The following is a 17,972-nucleotide window of genomic DNA, read 5'->3' on the forward strand; positions in this document are numbered from 1 at the left end:
CAGCAGAGTCTACTTGAACCGGGGGGCGTGATGCGAAAGCATCGAGGCGCTGTATTCATTACAAAAGACGTACAGATAGTGCGCAGCCTTAAGGCTTAAATGTTTGCCAGGCGGCTGGCGGTAATTGCTTCCTGATTTTGTTGGTGTCGGAATATTAGGCTTAGCGGAGGAGTGTTAAGTCAGGGTAATTACCAGGAACAACACCGTCGCGCGCGTCACACTAATAGGACTAGGATGGCGTATGAAACTCAATTTCCCGAACCCAAGCCGTTCCTACGACGACTCCCGGCATTGCGTGTGCTTCTGGGGGTATGACGGTTCGCGCGAGATTTCATTCCAGATAGACGACGCGGCGCTATCGAGTTTCAATCCGCAAATGGGGTCGGGCGAATCGGCCGTGCTCGCCGCCTTCGATCTGTACCGCGAACGCATTCTCCTGAAGGCCGAAGGCCTGTACGTACGCGGCCCGCAAAACATCTTCAAGATATCCTGAGCTTGATCGGACGTGCTTGCGCCGGACGGTCGCCGCACGCGGCAGACCTGCTGCGAAACTGCAGGTCTATCTCGCCGTGTATAAAATCGCGGTATGCCCAAGCCGATTTCCTCGTCTCCTGAAAGCCAGACTCAGCGCCCGATGCAAAGCCCGCCAGAGGCAGAGCACGCGTTGCCTTTGCATACGCCCGGCACGGCGTCTTTATTGCTGGCCGCGTGCATCGCGACAATAGCGTGGCTCGCGCTCGCCATGCAAACCGACATCACGGTCCACCGGATGGTAGCCCGGGGCTTAAGCGTATTCGATGGGTTTGAGCGCCTTGGCAGCTATCTGACGAACCTGACCATATTTACTGTCGCCCTTTGTTTTTCGTTTGTCGCCGCACTTGGCCGCTCGCCGCTCGGGCGATTTTTTCGCAAGCCGCCGGTGGTGACGGCGGTCGTGGTGTACATCGTGTTTGTCGGGCTGGCTTATAACCTGTTGCTGCGTCACCTGTGGACGCCTTCGGGATATCGCGCGGTGCTCAACGAATGCCTGCACACCATTGTTCCCGTGTTGTCGACGATCTACTGGGTGCTGTTCGTGCCGCGCTTTCATCTGACTTGGCGCCAATGCCTGCTGTGGCTGATCTATCCGCTAGGTTATCTCTGCATCACACTTTGGCGCGGCAGTACGTCGGACTTTTATCCCTATCCGTTCATTGATGTCGGTGAACTCGGCTATCCGCATGTGCTGTTCAACGCGAGCTTGCTCGTGCTGGCTTTCGTCACGCTGATGGGCGTGTTCATCGCTTTGAATCATAGACGTCCGCATTAGCGCCCGGTCGAGGGGCCGCCGGCCGCATACATGCGCGACCGGCAGCACCTTATTCGCATGCAGTGGTTACTTCGGCGCGTAGTGCATGTCGCCATTGCCGAACGACCAGTCCTCGCGATTCACCTCGACCAGGTTGATCCAGACATCTTCTTTTCGTATGCCCGTCTTCGCGTGTATGCCATCCGCCACCGCGTGGTAAAACGCTTTCTTCATCTCGATCGTCCGGCCGGTGTTCCATGTCACCTGGATAAATACGATCCCCGGCGTGTAGGTCACGCCCAGGTATCCCTCGGCCGGGTAGATCAATTCGTCAGGCGCATGGCGGGTGATGATCTGAAACTTGTCGTGCTCCGGCACTTTGACTACATCGATCATGACGTCGTACACGACGTTGCTGATGGCTTGAACGACTTCCGGCGATGCAGTCTGCGCAAGATTGATTCGAACGAGTGGCATGGTTGACCTCAGGCTTAAGTGGGAATAGGCACGCGCTGGCCACGACATGCGTGGCATGTTGTTGCGCGAGAATTTGCGAGCCCTATTAAAAGACATCGATTCGCATGGTTCGACGATGAAGATTAGACTAGATGCAAACGTGCATCAAGCGCATAGTTCTCATATGAACCATGAGAGTGAAGCATGTTATTCGAAGACCTTAAAACCCTGGTTGCGGTGCTCGACCACAATTCGTTGACGCGTGCGGCGGATGTGCTGTCGTTGACGCAATCGGCCATATCGCGGCGGATTCAGCATCTTGAAGCTGTCCTTGGCGCGGAACTCCTGGACCGCAACTGTAAGCCGCCCCAAGCAACCGCGCTTGCGCGCCGGATCTATGAACATGCGGTCCCCCTGATGCGCAGCGTGAATCAATTGCTTGAGATTCCCCGGGAAGACGCTGTGCCGAGCGGGACGTTTCGCTTGGGCCTTTCTCAGGTGGTTGCGGAGATCGCCTTGTTCGACGCGGTGATGCGTCTGAAAGCGGCGTTTCCGGAGCTCGAGGTCCAGTCGCATACCGAATGGAGCACGGGGTTGTTGCAACAGATCAGTCTCGGGAAACTGGATGCGGCCACGTTGCTGCTGCCGTCCCCCAGCACGTTGCCGGACAGCGTGGCAGGCCGGTTTATCACGACACTCGAGGTGCTGGTAGTCCAGAGCAAGCGCCGGCCGGTGATTGAGCGGCGCGCGAACATCCTGGCGCTGGCGGACCGGGAATGGATCCTCAATCCGCTGGGTTGCGGCTACCGTGCAGCACTGGAACGGGCGATGCAAGGGGCGGGGCGCGAACTCAGGTTAAGCGTGGATACGCACGGCACCGAGATGCAACTGAAGTTGATTGCAGCAGGGCTCGGTTTGGGGCTTGTGCCGCGGAATGTGCTTCGCCGGAGTGGTTCGTATGCCGAACTATCTGTTGTCGATGTGAAGGACTTTTCATTAAGTCTCGATGTCTGGCTGGTCCATCCGGTTCAGTTGGGCAATTTAAAACGTGCAGCCAGTGTGTTTGGCGATGCCGTGGCTGAGGGGTTTGCGAATGCTTCTGCTGATCGCGGCCGACAGGAAACCGCCTCTGCCGCAACCCGCAAGTCGGTTTCTTCGAAATAAGGCCGTTGGCTAGGCAAGCGTTCCTTGGCGGATGCCAACGACCCACAGAGCCCCTTACTCGCCCGACTTCTCAATCGCCCGCCGATACGCCTCACGCGCTTCAATACGCCGGACGAACGCCGTGAGGTTGGGGTAGGCCTCTTCGCCGCAGAACTTCACGGCCATCTGGACGGCAAACGAAAGCTGAACGTCCGCGCCCGTCAGTTCACTGCCAATGAAATAGTCCCTTCCTGCGAGTTCGCTGTTCAGAAAGCCGAGGTGCCTTTGCATTTCGCTTTCAATGCGCGGCTGCAGCGGTGCAGCGCCATCGCCAAGCCGGCTCGTGTAGAGCTTGAGCATGAGCGGCAACATGGCGGAACCTTCCGCGTAGTGAAGAAACTGGAGATAACGATTGTAGTCACGCGAGTCCGCAGCGGGCGCAAACCGGCCGTGACCATACTTGCGCACCAGATATTCGATGATCGCACCGGACTCGAAAATCACCTCCTCGCCGTCGCGAATTACGGGCGCTTTTCCCAGCGGATGAATCTTTTCGAGCTCGGGCGGCGCAAGCCGGGTCTTTGGATTGCGCTGGTAAGCATGGACCGTGTAGTCGAGTCCGAGTTCTTCAAGCAGCCACGTAATGCGGCGCGACCGGGATTCGTTCAGATGGTGGACTTCGATCATGAATAGCCTTGTGATTCAAACATTGAAAAGAGGGGCGATCAGCGAATAGCACGCAAGCTACGGTCCACATCAGTGTGGTGACCGTGCGATTGGCCTTGATCCTGCGACCGGGCACGCTTGCCTATGGCTTGACGAAACGCAGCGTCATCCGGTCCGATTCGCCAATGGCGGCGAAGCGCGCGCGGTCGGTGTCGCCACCCCGGTAGGTCGGCGGCAAGGACCACACACCGTGCGGATAGTCCTTTGTATCGCGGGGGTTGCTGTTGATCTCACTGCGCGCGGCAAGCCTGAACCCCGCTGCCTGTGCATGCTCGATCACGTAGGCTTCGGTCAGATAGCCGGTATCGATCATTTGCTGAACCGAAGTACCCGGTATTGCGCGATGCTCTTCTACGCCGAGCACGCCGCCCGGTTTCAGGACCGAATAGAACGCACGCAGGTTGGCATCGACCTGGCCGTCTTCTATCCAGTTATGGATATTGCGAAACGTCAGCACACGATCGACTTGCAGCCCGGCGGGAAAGCCGCTGAACTGCCCCGATTGCAGCGCGCCGACCACGACCGTTCCGAAGATGTCGGGAGAAGCCGCGAGCTTGCGCTCGAACACAGCGTTATTCTTCGCCTCACCGGCAGGCAGCGCCCCTTGGGGCGGCAGATATTGCGCTTCGTAAAGCGTGCCGCGCGCCCGCAAATAAGGTCCGAGGATATCGGTGTACCAGCCGCCGCCCGGCGCGATCTCCAGCACGCTCTGGTTCGGTGCGAGGCCGAAGAATTCCAGTGTCTCTTTCGGGTGCCGGTAGACGTCGCGCGCCTGCGCCTTTTCTCCACGATACGGCGCGGCAATGGCGGTATCGAGTGATGTCGATGCGATGGGTGTCGCGCACGACGCTAGCAGCAGGGCTGCGGGCAACGCCAGAAAAGCACGCCGCATGAGACGGGAAGGTGGGAGTATTTTCATGCGGGTTATTATCGGGTAAAGCGCGTCGCTTGTCAGAGCGTGTTCCGCTTTACCCCGCGCGTAGGACCGGTGCACTATCGCTCAGAGCAGCGTCCTGACATGCCATAGCTCAGGAAACAGCACCACGTCCAGCATCTTTCGCAAATAGGGCGCACCGCTGGTTCCGCCCGTGCCTTGCTTAAAGCCGATGATCCGCTCAACAGTGGTGACGTGACGGAAGCGCCATTGCCGGAAAGAATCTTCGAGATCGACGAGTTCTTCCGCCATCTCGTAGAGTTCCCAATGCTGCGTCGGCTCGCGATACACAGTGAGCCAGGCGGCTTCCACGCTGGCGTCGAGCGTGGTCGGCTGAGTCCAGTCTCGCTCCAGCCTTTCCGGCGCGATCGGAAAGCCGCGGCGCGCGAGCAGGCGGATGACTTCATCGTAGAACGAGGGTCCGTCAAGCGTCGCCTTGACCTCTGCATACACGTTCGGACGATGCGCATGCGGCTTGAGCATCTGCTCGTTCTTGTTGCCCAGCAGGAACTCGATCTGCCGGTACTGATGCGACTGGAATCCCGACGATGCCCCCAGATAAGGCCGCATTGCCGTGTATTCGGACGGTGTCATGGTCGCGAGGACGCTCCACGCCTGGACCAGTTGATCGAGGATGCGCGAGACCCGCGCGAGCATCTTGAACGCCGGCGGCAGGTCATCGCGACGCACGGCGGCGAGCGCTGCATGCAACTCATACAGCGCGAGCTTCATCCATAGCTCGCTCGTCTGGTGCTGCACGATGAACAGCATTTCGTTGTGGTCGGGCGAGAGCGGGTGTTGCGCAGCAAGGAGCGTATCGAGCGAGAGATAGTCGCCATAGCTCATCGAACCGGAGAAGTCGAGTTGTGCGTCATGCCAGCCCTCCGGTTTCTGCACAGCATCGCCTGCTGTTCCATAGCCCATCGGACAGCCGCCCGTGCCTTCGCTTTCATGTGATTGTGTCATCGCGCGTTCTCCGCTCGGGTCAGGTAACTGCGCCACGTTCGGCGAACTCGGGTGCACGCCATGCTTCAGTCGCCAGCACGTCGCGCAGTGTTTCAACGGCGTCCCATACATCCACATAGCGCGTATAAAGCGGCGTGAACCCAAAGCGCAGGATGCGCGGCTCGCGGTAATCGCCAATCACGTTACGCGCGATCAGCGCCTGCATGACCTCGTACCCATGCGGATGTTCGAAGCTTGCCTGCGATCCGCGTTCAGCATGTGCCCTTGGAGTCACGAGCTGCAATGGAAATTCGCGGCATCGCGTCTCCACGAGTTCGATGAACAGGTCACTCAGCGCCAGCGATTTCCGGCGCAACGTGGCCATGTCGGTTTGCCCGAACACGTCGAGGCCGCATTCGACCATCGACATCGAGACGATAGGTTGCGTGCCGCACAGGAACCGGCCGATGCCGTCATCGGGCCGATACTCGGGGCTCATTTCAAAGGGTTTTTTGTGACCCCACCAGCCGGACAGCGGTTGCGAAAAATTATTCTGCAGCCGCTTGGGCACCCAGATAAACGCGGGCGAGCCCGGTCCGCCATTCAGGTACTTATAGGTGCAGCCGACCGCGTAGTCCGCGCCGGCGGCGTTCAGATCAACCGGGACCGCGCCTGCCGAATGAGCCAGGTCCCAGACCGCGAGCGCGCCCGCCTGATGGATCACGCGGGTCAGCGCGGCCATGTCGTGCATGGCGCCCGTGCGATAGTTCACGTGCGTGATCATGGCGACGGCCGTATTCTCGTCGATAGCGGTGGCGAGCTCGGATGCATGATCGACGAGACGCAGTTCATATCCGCGATCCAGTTGCTCGATCAGGCCTTGCGCGATGTAGAGATCGGTCGGAAAATTCGAGCGTTCGGAGACGATGACACGACGCTTCGGATCGCGCTCGTTGGCTACCCGCAGCGCTGCCGACAGGATCTTGAAGAGGTTGATGGAAATGGTGTCGGTGACGACCACTTCGTCCTCGGCCGCGCCAATCAACGGAGCCAGCTTGTTGCCAAGCCGCTTGGGCAACGCGAACCATCCTGCCGTATTCCACGAGCGGATCAAGCCGTCGGCCCATTCGCCGGTGATGACGGCGGCGGCGCGCGCAGCGGCGGCCTTCGGCGCTACGCCAAGCGAGTTGCCGTCAAGATAGATAGTGTCGTGACCAAGCGCGAACTGATCGCGCAAACGGGCTAGCGGATCGTCGCGGTCGAGTGCCGCGGCATCGTCTCTATGGTTCATTGAAGCGTATTCCGGTGAGTTATTGTGTCCGTGCGTGACGGAAATCCACGTCTGGCCGCCGTCCGGCGGAGCGCGTGCCGATCCATAAAGCTTAGCCGAGAACGTGCTTTAATTGATTGCGAAACAAACGCGGCGCCTGGATCCTGATGCAATTTTCTTCGATGAAAATCGCGCTTAAGCGCGATAAATTGATGGCGATCCGTTATGCGTGGCATTCGGGTGCGCTCACCAAGGCGTGGGCCGGATCGCTTAAGCTGTCGCCGCTCGCCGGCCGCAGCGCTCCTCGCGATACTCTCGCGTTACCCTTTACCATGCAGCCAACCCTTAGCTAGTTACCTGGATAGACCATCGCTCATGACCTCACCCGTTCTCACCTCGACCCTGATCGACTGCGTCGACAATCACTTTGACCAGGAGGTCCAGTTTCTTTCCGCGCTCGTGCAAAAACCGTCTGACAATCCGCCGGGCGATTGCGCGGACCACGCGGAGATGGCGGCGCAATGGCTGGAAAGGATCGGCTTCGCGGTCGAACGTCACGTAGTGCCGGCAGACGACGTCACGCGCGCCGGCATGATCAGTGCGACGAACCTGGTGATCCGCCATCGCTTTGGCGCGGGGCCGGTGATCGCGCTGAACGCTCACGGCGACGTGGTGCCCCCCGGCGATGGCTGGACCGCTGATCCATACGGCGCCCAGATTCGCGATGGTTTCATGATCGGGCGCGGAGCGGCGGTATCGAAGTCGGACTTTGCCACCTATGCGTTCGCGTTGAAGGCGTTGATCGAGAGCGGTGCGACGCTTGCCGGGACGGTGGAGCTGCACCTGACCTATGACGAAGAAACCGGTGGCCTGATCGGACCGGAGTGGTTGCTGAAGCAGGGCATCGTGAAGCCTGATTACGCCATCTGTGCAGGCTTTTCCTATTCGATCACGACCGCGCACAATGGCGCGATCCACCTGGAAGTCACGGTGCGGGGCAAGTCGGCGCACGCGGCGCGGCCCGATACCGGGCATGACGCGCTGGAGGCCGCTACGGCAGTGCTCAATGCGCTGTACGGGCATCGGGCGGCATTGCGCGAAATTCATTCGCAGACGCCGGGCATCGACCATCCTACGTTGGTGGTGGGTCTGATCAAAGGCGGCATCAATACGAATGTGGTGCCTGACAAGGTGAGTTTGCGGCTCGACCGGCGGGTGGTGCCGGAAGAGAATCCGCAAGACGTGCTCAAGCAATTGAAGGCGCTGATCATGGCGTCGGTGGAAGGCTTGCCGGGCATTGGCGTGGAGATACAAGAGGTGTTGGTTACGTCGCCGTTGCGCTCGCTTGACGGTGCGGAGCGCTTGTCACAAGCGTTGCAACGAGCGGCTCTCGTTACGCTGCAACGCGACATTCCTACCGAAGGCGTGCCGCTTTATACCGACGCCCGCTTGTATTGCGAGGCGGGCGTACCGACCGTGATTTATGGCGCCGGTCCGCGAACGCTGCTTGAGGCTAATGGACATCGGGCCGACGAGCGCGTCTCGCTTGAAGACCTGAAGGTCGCGACGAAAACGGTGGCGATTGCGCTTGCGGACTTGCTTGGGGCACAACCTTAAGCTATATCCCGCTTTTAAAGGCGTGTCCGCTGTATGGACTCAAGTTCAGCAAGCGAGGTAGAGGAAGGCAAGGGCGTTCGTGACCATTCATGACCTCTCGATGACATCTTTGTCATCAAGCGTGCACACGTCTGCGGGCGCGCTAACATAAGGCAAGAGGAGGACGCCCGGGCGCCCGCCCGGCATTTGGCTGCCGGGCGCAAGTAAAGCGCGTCGTCCTGAAACCCGGAGGTACTCCATGATTTCCACGAAGCAAAATCCTGCCACGTTCCTGCGTTCGCGCGGCGCGGCGTTGTTGACGGCTATCGGCCTGGGCGCCGGCATCTTGTTCGCATCCATGCACCTGGCGCATTCGTCAGAAGCCGCAGTCGTCATTGCAGCCCCCGCGCTCGATGAACCCGCGAACGCAGCGCATGAGGAAACCGCCGTGCTGGCAGGCGGTTGTTTTTGGGGCGTTCAAGGCGTGTTCCAGCACGTCAACGGTGTGACGAAAGTTGTGTCGGGTTACGCCGGTGGTCAGGCCCAGACCGCGCAGTACGAGACCGTCAGCGGGGGCCAGACGGGTCATGCCGAATCCGTGCAGATCACTTACGACCCGACGAAGATCACTTACGGCAAGTTGCTGCAGATCTATTTCTCAGTCGCTCATGACCCGACGGAATTGAACCGGCAAGGCCCGGACAGCGGAACGCAATATCGTTCGGCAATCTTTCCGGCCAACGACATGCAAAAGCGCATCGCGCAAAGTTATATCGCACAACTTGACAAGGCGCATGTCTTCTCCTCGCCGATCGTGACGAGGACAGACTCGCTCAAGGGCTTTTATCCTGCCGAGTCTTATCACCAGAACTATTTGACGCTGCATCCGGATGCGCCGTATATCGCAATTAACGACTTGCCGAAGGTCGAGAACCTGAAGCGCCTGTATCCGACGCTGTATCGTGATAAACCGGTGCTGCTGAGCGTGGCGGCGCAGCAATAGAAAAGCGGCGGACATGAAACCCGCGGCCTGAGCGCTTGCGGGTTTCTGCGGTTCACGCGATCGATCGACACCGCGGCTCAGCGGTTGTCGATCAGCTTGTCGACAAGCTCTCGTCCCGCATGATAGGCCGCATCCAGCGCCTTTGCTTCGGTGTCGTAGACGTCACCGAGCTCATAAAACTGCGTGCGTTGCCCGGCATGATGCAGGTCTGCACCGGGTCGGCATACGTACCCGTTGTAGTGGTAAGGGGTATCCGGTGCGGGTGGTCCATATGCAAGGATCGGCAGCACCCAGATCTCAAAGCCCCTGTAGTCTATTCTTTCCCACATGGAAACCTCCATCCTCAGAACCGCGGGACCGCCGCGAGCGGCTATGACTGACGACGTCGGCACGCCATCCATTGCCAGCACCAAACGATGGCAGCTAGACCGCCCCGCCCAATACGCGAGCGACGAAGTGCCTGCCCCACGCCTCGCCGTGAGCCATGGCTTCCGCCATCGTCACGTAGGGCCCGTGATTGCCGGTCATTTCTCCGGAATCTTCGGCGTGCGTCCGGCCGTGAACCGGGGTTCCGTCATGGCGAGTCACAATCACGCGAACGTTAAAACCGATCACCTTGTCTGCATCAGGCGGGTCGTATTTTGACTCGACGTTTATAGTCAGAAGGTAGTCGCCAACCCGAATATTCTCTTGCAAGCCAATAGGGTCAAAGCTATCAGGATTTGTCATTTGAACACCTTCTCTGGTTTTGCGGTTTTTCCCTGTACGTTTACCTGTACACCCGGCGATGCTAGGTGCTCCATCGTCCTGATGCGCAATTAATTGCGCGTCAGTCCGGGATGACCTTCCAATCTGGATGCTTTCCCGGAAAGTCTTCGGGAACGCGGCAACGCCACCGAATTTTGTTCGGGTTTCCCGTAGCGCTATTGAGCGGTTGAAATGGCACGGTACCGAACCCCTTCAAGGCTTGCATCAAGTCGTGTTGTTGTTCCATTGTCACTTCGAAAGTTACATCAATCACGATTCACCCCGCACGGTCACGTGTCCGCCAACTATGCAGCGGTCGTATCCAAAGGTAAATCAGTGGACGCGCCCGCCATCCAGCAGACCATTGCAGCACAGTCAGAGCCAACCGAGTTCGCGCATGGCGCGTTCGATCACAGGCCGCCATTCCGGTGGGCAAGGTTTCTGGCGTGCACCGATACGGTGTGAGTTGAGTGGCAAGCCGTTCATTTCCTTTACATGGGCGATCCAACACGATTGCATGACTCGCCCATGAGTCGCCCGAACATGATTCTGTAGCCCCTTGTACGTGGTCATAGTGCCTCCGTTGAGTGTGAAGGCAATCGTACTTAGACCCAATGGCGAGTGCCAGCGGAAAGTAGTTGCTCGCACAAGCGCATGTTCCCCCACCGACGCATCGAACGGTGCTTGTCGCTGGCGCAATCAATTGCGCAAACACGGCTCCCTGCACCTACTATTGTATTTTGACGTTCTCTTCACGTGGAGAAGACACAATGAGGCCAGCAAAAGAAAAGGACGCCGTTAAAAAGACCACCGTTGCAGAGAGATTTACCGGCTTGACGGCACAGGACAACGTAGAGCGGGTGATAACGTCATGTCGCAGCGTGGTTGCCCCTAACAAACTGAAATCCCTTTCCTTTTTTGTCATGGATGACGGAAGCGGGAAGCGCTATGTCGCTGTATTGCTTGCTTCAACTCAAATATTTGCATTGGGTGTAGTGGAGTCATTCCTGATATTGGACGAGCCTTATCTAACCAAAAACGAGATTACCGAAATAGGCAAACTTCTGGATTTTTCCGAAAAGCTACCATCACCGGTTATTTACAATAAGGGCCTTGTACCATCCACCCAATCAGAATCTGTGGAAGACGCGGCCCTCAAATTGGATAAATACAGAGGAAAAGGCCTTATCGACAAAATAGATAGAAACGGGTTCATGACCTTATTAGGATGCTAATCCAGCACTCACACGGACCATTAATCAAAGCTATCGGTATTCGAAGTTTATTTAAAAATAAATATGCATCCTAGTAGTAGGCTGGTAGTGGGGTGTTTTTGTGCGATTTACCGGGTTTTTAATGCGATTTGATTTTTAGATTAATAAGCCACCTAGAATGGCCTCTTGAACAGGGATATACGTCGTATTACGCTATAGACTCTCTTGAAGGAGTCATCATGCGCAGATTACCGAATATCCCTGAAACACCAACTTGTATCCGAATCCCCGACGAATTGAAGCAACGCGCCAAACTCGTGGAATTACGCACGGGCGCAACCCTTAGCGCAATCGTCCGCGTCGCGTTAACTAAGTATGTCAATGAAGTATTGGCGAACGAATCGGTTTAAGGCGTTAGAAACTATTGGAGAATCAAAATGAAGAACGTCGAATACGTAACCATTGAAACCAAGCTTCCTGCTGAGGCAGTGAGGTTATTGGATCGACTCGTCAGACTGTCCGGTGAAGACGCCGAGTGCAACCGCCAGCAATCTATCGAGGTTGCGGTAGCGCATTATTTGTATAACTACCGCAACCTCCTCGGCAAGGAATTCAAGAAAGACGTAGTGCGCTTCTACAATGAATGGCAACCCATGGACGATGAAGATCAAGAAGCAGCGTAAAGAGCAAGATAACCGCAGTACGGCAGCAAAAAAAACGCCGCGGGTCCGGGTAAGGACTTAGCGGCGATTAAAAATACTAAATGGTGGCAAGTATTATAACGCCACCAGCACAGACGTAGGTGAATTTTTTATAACCTAGCTAAATGGTGGCTATTATGGGTACGTCTGACCTCGCATTTCTGCCCGCATTTTCTGCGCAATTGATTGCTGGCGCTTCCACTTTTGACAAACCTAGTATCGACGATAAAAAGACTAAAGCACCGCCGCCCTCACGACTAAAAGTAGTATCAGCGTTCGATATGGCCGCTAAAGGTGCATGGCAGGCCCGACGCGACCTTTACCGGTCTTTGTGCCGCACTCCTACAGGCCGTATCTCATTCGCAGCCGCCGAGTTATACCAAGACATTCTCGACCTCTGGCAGCAAACCCAGCGTGTGCAGAATTTAAGAAATAGCGACAACAGTTATTACTGGGGAAGACCTATTGCGAAATGGGCGAAGAAATACGGGGTCACTGAAGATCAGTTTGATGGTTGGTTAAAGATTTTGCGCGACCGCAAGTTGATTGCCACATGCACGATGAAGACTCCGTACAACATGCTGCAAATCCGCCCGCTGGTGGCCGAAGGCAGCGCCTGTTTGAGTGGATGGCCGGATTCGCATAATTATGCCCACCTATTAAAAGCTGAAACTCAAGCCCAGCAAGGCCCAGCGGGGAGTTTTGGCCCTGCGGCTCAAGCGGCAAAACAGCCCTGCGGCTCAAGCGCCAAAACAGCCCTGATTAAAGACTTAGGTTTGCCTGTAGGTGTTGCATGTACAAGTCTTTTAGACTCTGTGGCCGCTTCGCCTGCCACAAAAGCAGACATGATTAATTCTTCAGGCGAGACAGGGAAAGACAACCCCAAAGTCAAAAGCAAAACCGCTTCGCCTGAAAGCGTTCTTGAAACCCCGAAAATTGATAAAACCCCGCTGAAGAACGGAAAGCAACCCCTGAGCTTTGCGCGGGAATGGGAACAACTCATGAGGGAGCGAGGCAAGTACATGCCGTTGAACAGGACGGATTGCCGAAAACTCAAGGATGCGCGCAACAAGCTGTATGCGGCTGGCGAGGAAAAGGGCTTTACCCCGAGTACGCTTCTGCGATCCGCGTTGGTGCCGTGGTTCAAATTTGCCATGCACGCACGTGACGAATCGCAATGTGGCTGGCTGAAGCACGAACCCGATGTGACGTTCTTTATCACGCACCTGAGTTCGGTTGTCACTTGGCACGAGAAGCAACTAGCGGACGCGGCTGAGAAAGTCGCGCTGGCAGCACAGATGCTCAAAGCCCATGCCGATATCGCAGCATTCAAAGCAGCACACGAGGCCGCGCCTGTAGATAACCGGCTATCGGTTGCCGACGCGTGGGAACAGGTGGAACGTGCCTCAGCGATGATTCCGCACATTGGGGTATGGCGTGGCCGGGTGGCCGCTGGCATCCCCACACCAGCCCTGAATGAATATTTGGCAGGCCCTGCTTTTACGGCGGAAAAATTAGAAATTGCACTTCTGTTGATGCCACCGGCTGACCCCAAACCCAAACCGGAACCGGAACCCCCGCCAGTGACATGTCTCACGATCAGCCAGGAGGGGGAGGCGGCATCCGGGGTGCTATGGGCTGACGACTACGGTTATGACGAACCGCCACAGTCTCATGAAGCGCAGTTAGCGGCGTTAGCGGCTTGGTTACCGCAGGCGATGGCACGCAAGGCGGCAGCAGATGCCGAGGCAGCAAAGAAAGCAGCAGGCGTTAAATTAACCGCGAGTGCGTGAAGGCGTATAGGACGCGGACATAATTCGCTGGTGGGCACGGTAAGGGGCGGGCGGTATGTTGTGAGGGTAACGACCAGCAGCCCGTCATAGAGGCTCTATTCTTATCGGCGAGTCTGCGCATTTGCAATATCGATTAGGACATTTGACTATCAGAACATCGGTGTTAAAGGTAGGACTACAAACAGTGCTTCCCATGTAGAACCACGAAAGCGCAGACTACCTATATGGACGTATGTCCGATAAGTCTTTGGAGTGAGTCGTGATTGATGAAACCATTGCTATCCCACGCCGTTTGGTTCCAGATGCAACCATCGATTTAATTTTGCATCACATCGCAAGTGGTAACCATGTGCGTGGTTCTTGCGAGGCCGCTGGTGTGAGCAAAAGCAGCTTCTACGCTTGGTTGGTAGATGACCATGAGCTAGCCGAAAAGTACGGCGAAGCGCTGCGCATGCAAACCCGTGCCCGTTATGTGAAGTGAGGAGTATTTAAAAATGCCAGTTTTTGCAGAATATTCATGCCGTGGCGGCGAGCCTTTTATGGCCGATTCCCCGCGTGGCCGCGAGTGGCTAAAAAACACTCGCAGTGTGGATGAGCAAATTGCGGACGCGGTGCGCGCCGATTCGACCGGTGGCGGTCTCAAAATGATCACCAATCACGACGACAGCGGGAGACCGGTTCGTACCTTTGAGCTTGAGCCGGGCGCGACCAAAGCCAGCACATGGATGAAGCCATTCACGGGTCCTGCTTACCAGATGCTTCGAATTTGCAAACAGCCACCGACTCCAGCAGAGGCCGCAGCTTTTGAGGACCAGTGGCGCGCAACCCAAGCCATGGTGGCATCCGGTAAATACACCTGCCAGGAGATTTAATCGTGCAACGTCAAGACCCGAGAATTACGGCGGAGTATGAGCGCATTGCCGAAGAATTCTCAGTGCCTATTCAGGTCGCTGGCCTGCCCTTGGGGCTAGTTCAAATTTGCAAGAATGATGCCGAGTCGCCTGACGCATTTCGCCGCTCACTGATTCGGCAGATGCAGCGCACCCTGCCAGCGTATGCACCTGCCAGTGTTCGCGCCGACACAACGCGTTCGCCAGCCGATGTATTTGCTCGGACGGAACAACTAGTGAAAGCTGCGATTTTCGAGCAGGCGCACCAGTCACCGACGCTGCGTCCTGTAGTTGAACGGGACCGTAGCGGGCGAGAACAGACTAGTTTTTATGGTCAAAAACGTAGCTGGATGGGCCAATACACCGCGCCTCCGATGCTGACGAGATCAATCGGCGGTGCCCCGGTTCGAATTCCGGTGATTCTTTAGGCCGATGGTGACGACATGTCCGCACTTCTGAAAACCTGCAAACTTTGCCAATGCGATTTGCCCCTCACTGAATATCATCGATGTGCCAGCACTCGTGATCATTTGGAAAATCGTTGCAAGCGATGCAGGCGGGAATTAGCTCAGAAGTTCTATAGGGAACACCACGATGAAGTGTTAGAGCGGTGCTCCGAGTATTACCAGAAAAACCGCGAAACGGTACTAGCGCGAATCAACACCTATCACCGCAAAAAGCGGACAGAGCAGCAAGGAGCAGGAGCATGACTACAGCAGCCAGCAAAACCCAGCAAGACCGAAGCAAGCTTCCTTCAGTAACTGGCCGTCCGAAGCCAAAGAACAAGCGCCTATCGCTTACAGAATTCAAGCGAAAGACACGGGCTGAAACCGATGCATTCCGAAAGGCGTGCGGAGGCTGAAATGACAATCGATACTGTTCAGATTTGTGCGCTTATGGATGCCGCCATTGATATCGCGGGGCCGCGTGTCCGTGCGCTCTACCGGGCACATGGCGTAGGGGAGGCGGTGGAGCAGAACGTGGTTACCATGCTGCGAGCAGCGCTTAATTGCGTTCAAAGAGCCGCCGCGTTAGCAGCGGAAAACGAAGCAGCATTAGCACCGTTAAACGCCGTAGCTGAGAAGATCACAGAGCGTATCGAGGATCATTTAGCCGAGGCCGAAGGTTGGCGCATAGCTACTGCCATGGCAGAAGGCGAAGGCCAGACTCTGCATTAAATGCGAGCATCGCACCGATGGAGCGATAGTCAAACAGATTAGTAATGCATATGGTCACGCAATCAATTGCGCAGAATCACTAGGGGTAAAGCATGGCTGAAGGCAGTGGCGGAAATGTCGGAATCGTCCGTATACCGGTGGACACTGATGCCTGGGATTCTTTCATCACGTCTTTCCACAACTGGCAGGGCGAGCTAGAAAAACAAAACGGTGCATGGGCTGGTACAAATCGCGGCGTTAAAGAATTAGGTAACGCATTTGATCATGTGGAGGAAACGTTTAGCGACCTCGTACACAAGGCCACTGACAGCAAGTTCAGTAACCCCACATCGGGCGTATTCACGCGCGTGAAAAAGGATGCAGCAGAGACAGAACGTAGTTGGCGAGGCATAAGCCGGGAAATCGAAAAAGCGAACCGTGGATTGACCGGTATTGTCAGAAATGGTGGCATGGGCTTACTTGGTCTGTTTGCCGCTGGTGGTGGTCTTGCTGCTTCGCTTTATGGTGCGACCGCTGGCGCTGCAAGTAGCGTGGCCGGTGACTATAAAATTAGTCGTCAACTCGGTTTGCACCTGGGCAAAGAAAAAGAATTCGGGATTGCTGGTGAGCCTTATGGCCTTGGTCGTGATGCACTCGAAGAAGCCGCCAATGCAAAGGCCGACCCGACCAAACAACTGCCCTTCCTGAATGCTGGTGTATCTGCACAAGACCTCGCAACGCTGGATGCCGCAGAGCTTGCGTGGAAGAAGGCGCAGGGCGAGGCAAAATTGTACAGCGCGTGGGAAAAGACTAGCCCACAATTTGCAGTAGCACAGGCGCAAGCATTCTTTCCCGATGAGAACCCTGACCAGCTTCGTCTACTGGCAGACGCATTTGATAAAGGCGACCTCGATAAGGCCCATGACCAGTATGAACGGGACTGGCCGAAAGTCGGTTATACCGAACAGGAAGGTGAAGCCGCCACGAAGTTCAAACAGGATCAGGCTCAAAAATGGGCTGATATTGAACGGGCATGGAACCGCGATATTCTGATGCTTGCTCCACACCTGGACGCGTGGAGTACCGCAGCGACCGACCTAGCCGTTAGCCTTCTTGATAACACGGCAAAGACGGTTAAAGAACTTGCCGATGCTGGCGACAATCCGACACCACCCGGCACGGCTATTCCGCACGCAGCGCCGGGTGACTATCCCGGGCGCATTCGTGAAGGTGCTCAGGTAGTGGGCCAGTGGCTACAGGCCCATGGTCTTCGAAATCCGTTCGATGACGCCGGTGCTGACACGGTGGCAGGGCAACCGGGCTTTGTATCGGACCCGGACAAGGCCAAGCATATGGCGGCGCTGGAAAATATTTGGAGCCTGCCACGGGGCTTGTTGCAGGCCGATGAGAACATCGAATCGTCTGGCGGCAGCAACTTGATCAACCCGAACAACCCCAACGTGCTGGGTGCATTTCAGTTCGATAAACCGACCGCTGATGCATACGGTGTAGATCGCACCAGCGAATATTCAAGCGAGGTAGGTGCTGCACGTTATCTAGCTGACCTGCATAAGAAATACGGTGATTGGGGTAAGGCAGCGGCAGCGTTTGACGGCTTTGCTGGACTCGATAAGGATATTCAAAAATATGGCGACAAGTGGCGTGACCACATTTCGGAATTCCAGAAGTCAGGAGAGACTAGCCGGTATCTCGACAAGCTAGAGAAGCAAGGTATCGACCTTAGCGGTGGGCACAACCCTTTTAACGACCCCAAGGCCTTGAAGGCCGCGAAAGAAGTTGATGCGCAGAACGACCCCCGAATTTTGCCGATGGATAGCATCGATGCGAAAGCACTTAATGCCCAGCAAAAAACGATGGTGCAGGACGATCAACAGGCGATCACCGAGGGTCTGACAGATCGGCTTAAACGCGGGTTCGGCATGATTGGCGATTTTCTCAGTGAGGGCGGTGGCGCACGATTCGCTACGCCCGTTGCACCGGCACGCACCCTCAACTCGACGCAGCAACCTCAAGCTAACGTATCGCTTAGCGTGACCGCGCCACCCGGTCATGACGTACAGATAACAGGAGCGCAACTCGCGCAATAGC

The 17,972-nt window shown here is 56.4% G+C and carries 21 protein-coding genes; 14 read left to right on the forward strand and 7 right to left on the reverse strand.

What is annotated here, in order from left to right; genetic code table 11:
• The first annotated feature begins 241 nt into the window (after nucleotides 1-241).
• The gene (locus tag ACSOSP_RS38470; RefSeq protein ID WP_455314243.1) at nucleotides 242-493 is read left to right on the forward strand and encodes a DUF1488 domain-containing protein; all 252 of its coding nucleotides are present in this window, start codon (nucleotides 242-244) and stop codon (nucleotides 491-493) included.
• 141 nt (nucleotides 494-634) lie between these two features.
• Entirely contained in the window at nucleotides 635-1,309 is a 675-nt protein-coding gene (locus ACSOSP_RS38475; RefSeq protein ID WP_455314244.1) for a Pr6Pr family membrane protein, read from the forward strand.
• A 66-nt stretch (nucleotides 1,310-1,375) separates the two neighbouring features.
• Here ACSOSP_RS38475 and ACSOSP_RS38480 read toward each other — a convergent pair whose 3' ends face one another.
• A complete protein-coding gene (locus ACSOSP_RS38480) occupies nucleotides 1,376-1,765 on the reverse strand; it encodes a tautomerase family protein (RefSeq protein ID WP_455314245.1) in 390 nt (129 codons plus the stop codon).
• 183 nt (nucleotides 1,766-1,948) lie between these two features.
• Here ACSOSP_RS38480 and ACSOSP_RS38485 point away from each other — a divergent pair, with 183 nt between their 5' ends.
• Nucleotides 1,949-2,908, forward strand: a complete 960-nt coding sequence (locus ACSOSP_RS38485; RefSeq protein WP_455314246.1) for a LysR family transcriptional regulator — start codon at nucleotides 1,949-1,951, stop codon at nucleotides 2,906-2,908.
• Between the two features lie 54 nt (nucleotides 2,909-2,962).
• On the opposite strand, the gene ACSOSP_RS38490 is transcribed toward ACSOSP_RS38485, so the two are convergent.
• The 4 genes from ACSOSP_RS38490 to kynU all read right to left on the reverse strand — a co-directional run bounded on the left by ACSOSP_RS38490 (nucleotide 2,963) and on the right by kynU (nucleotide 6,783).
• Entirely contained in the window at nucleotides 2,963-3,574 is a 612-nt protein-coding gene (locus ACSOSP_RS38490; protein ID WP_455314247.1) for a glutathione S-transferase family protein, read from the reverse strand.
• Nucleotides 3,575-3,695: 121 nt separating this feature from the next.
• Nucleotides 3,696-4,532 carry a class I SAM-dependent methyltransferase gene (locus ACSOSP_RS38495; RefSeq protein ID WP_455314248.1) on the reverse strand — a complete coding sequence of 279 codons (837 nt, stop codon included), beginning with the start codon at nucleotides 4,530-4,532 and terminating at the stop codon, nucleotides 3,696-3,698.
• A gap of 81 nt (nucleotides 4,533-4,613) precedes the next feature.
• Nucleotides 4,614-5,513, reverse strand: coding sequence for a tryptophan 2,3-dioxygenase (kynA, locus tag ACSOSP_RS38500; RefSeq protein ID WP_455314249.1), 900 nt, complete (start codon nucleotides 5,511-5,513; stop codon nucleotides 4,614-4,616).
• A 19-nt stretch (nucleotides 5,514-5,532) separates the two neighbouring features.
• Nucleotides 5,533-6,783 (reverse strand): kynureninase, encoded by a 1,251-nt coding sequence (gene kynU / locus ACSOSP_RS38505; RefSeq protein ID WP_455314250.1) that lies wholly within the window; start codon nucleotides 6,781-6,783, stop codon nucleotides 5,533-5,535.
• 161 nt (nucleotides 6,784-6,944) lie between these two features.
• On the opposite strand from kynU, the gene ACSOSP_RS38510 reads away from it, so the two are divergent.
• From ACSOSP_RS38510 to msrA, 3 genes are all read left to right on the forward strand, one after another.
• The gene (locus tag ACSOSP_RS38510; protein WP_455314251.1) at nucleotides 6,945-7,115 is read left to right on the forward strand and encodes a hypothetical protein; all 171 of its coding nucleotides are present in this window, start codon (nucleotides 6,945-6,947) and stop codon (nucleotides 7,113-7,115) included.
• Between the two features lie 22 nt (nucleotides 7,116-7,137).
• Complete coding sequence (locus tag ACSOSP_RS38515; RefSeq protein ID WP_455314252.1) at nucleotides 7,138-8,379, forward strand: ArgE/DapE family deacylase; 1,242 nt, start codon at nucleotides 7,138-7,140, stop codon at nucleotides 8,377-8,379.
• 238 nt (nucleotides 8,380-8,617) lie between these two features.
• The gene (msrA, locus tag ACSOSP_RS38520) at nucleotides 8,618-9,361 is read left to right on the forward strand and encodes a peptide-methionine (S)-S-oxide reductase MsrA (RefSeq protein WP_455314253.1); all 744 of its coding nucleotides are present in this window, start codon (nucleotides 8,618-8,620) and stop codon (nucleotides 9,359-9,361) included.
• 77 nt (nucleotides 9,362-9,438) lie between these two features.
• On the opposite strand, the gene ACSOSP_RS38525 is transcribed toward msrA, so the two are convergent.
• The gene (locus ACSOSP_RS38525) at nucleotides 9,439-9,690 is read right to left on the reverse strand and encodes a hypothetical protein (RefSeq protein WP_455314254.1); all 252 of its coding nucleotides are present in this window, start codon (nucleotides 9,688-9,690) and stop codon (nucleotides 9,439-9,441) included.
• A gap of 94 nt (nucleotides 9,691-9,784) precedes the next feature.
• Entirely contained in the window at nucleotides 9,785-10,090 is a 306-nt protein-coding gene (locus ACSOSP_RS38530; RefSeq protein WP_455314256.1) for a hypothetical protein, read from the reverse strand.
• Nucleotides 10,091-10,878: 788 nt separating this feature from the next.
• On the opposite strand from ACSOSP_RS38530, the gene ACSOSP_RS38535 reads away from it, so the two are divergent.
• From ACSOSP_RS38535 to ACSOSP_RS38570, 8 genes are all read left to right on the forward strand, one after another.
• Entirely contained in the window at nucleotides 10,879-11,343 is a 465-nt protein-coding gene (locus ACSOSP_RS38535) for a hypothetical protein (RefSeq protein ID WP_455314257.1), read from the forward strand.
• A 416-nt stretch (nucleotides 11,344-11,759) separates the two neighbouring features.
• A complete protein-coding gene (locus ACSOSP_RS38540; protein WP_455314258.1) occupies nucleotides 11,760-12,005 on the forward strand; it encodes a hypothetical protein in 246 nt (81 codons plus the stop codon).
• A 155-nt stretch (nucleotides 12,006-12,160) separates the two neighbouring features.
• Nucleotides 12,161-13,816, forward strand: coding sequence for a hypothetical protein (locus tag ACSOSP_RS38545; protein ID WP_455314259.1), 1,656 nt, complete (start codon nucleotides 12,161-12,163; stop codon nucleotides 13,814-13,816).
• Nucleotides 13,817-14,075: 259 nt separating this feature from the next.
• A complete protein-coding gene (locus ACSOSP_RS38550) occupies nucleotides 14,076-14,297 on the forward strand; it encodes a terminase small subunit-like protein (protein ID WP_455314260.1) in 222 nt (73 codons plus the stop codon).
• A gap of 13 nt (nucleotides 14,298-14,310) precedes the next feature.
• Nucleotides 14,311-14,688: a hypothetical protein gene (locus ACSOSP_RS38555; protein ID WP_455314261.1), complete on the forward strand. Its 378-nt coding sequence runs from the start codon at nucleotides 14,311-14,313 to the stop codon at nucleotides 14,686-14,688.
• A 2-nt stretch (nucleotides 14,689-14,690) separates the two neighbouring features.
• Nucleotides 14,691-15,134 carry a hypothetical protein gene (locus ACSOSP_RS38560; RefSeq protein ID WP_455314262.1) on the forward strand — a complete coding sequence of 148 codons (444 nt, stop codon included), beginning with the start codon at nucleotides 14,691-14,693 and terminating at the stop codon, nucleotides 15,132-15,134.
• A 435-nt stretch (nucleotides 15,135-15,569) separates the two neighbouring features.
• Nucleotides 15,570-15,884 carry a hypothetical protein gene (locus tag ACSOSP_RS38565; protein ID WP_455314263.1) on the forward strand — a complete coding sequence of 105 codons (315 nt, stop codon included), beginning with the start codon at nucleotides 15,570-15,572 and terminating at the stop codon, nucleotides 15,882-15,884.
• A 92-nt stretch (nucleotides 15,885-15,976) separates the two neighbouring features.
• Nucleotides 15,977-17,971: a hypothetical protein gene (locus ACSOSP_RS38570; protein WP_455314264.1), complete on the forward strand. Its 1,995-nt coding sequence runs from the start codon at nucleotides 15,977-15,979 to the stop codon at nucleotides 17,969-17,971.
• Nucleotide 17,972 lies beyond the last annotated feature (1 nt).

The sequence above is a fragment of the Caballeronia sp. KNU42 genome, assembly GCF_053760385.1.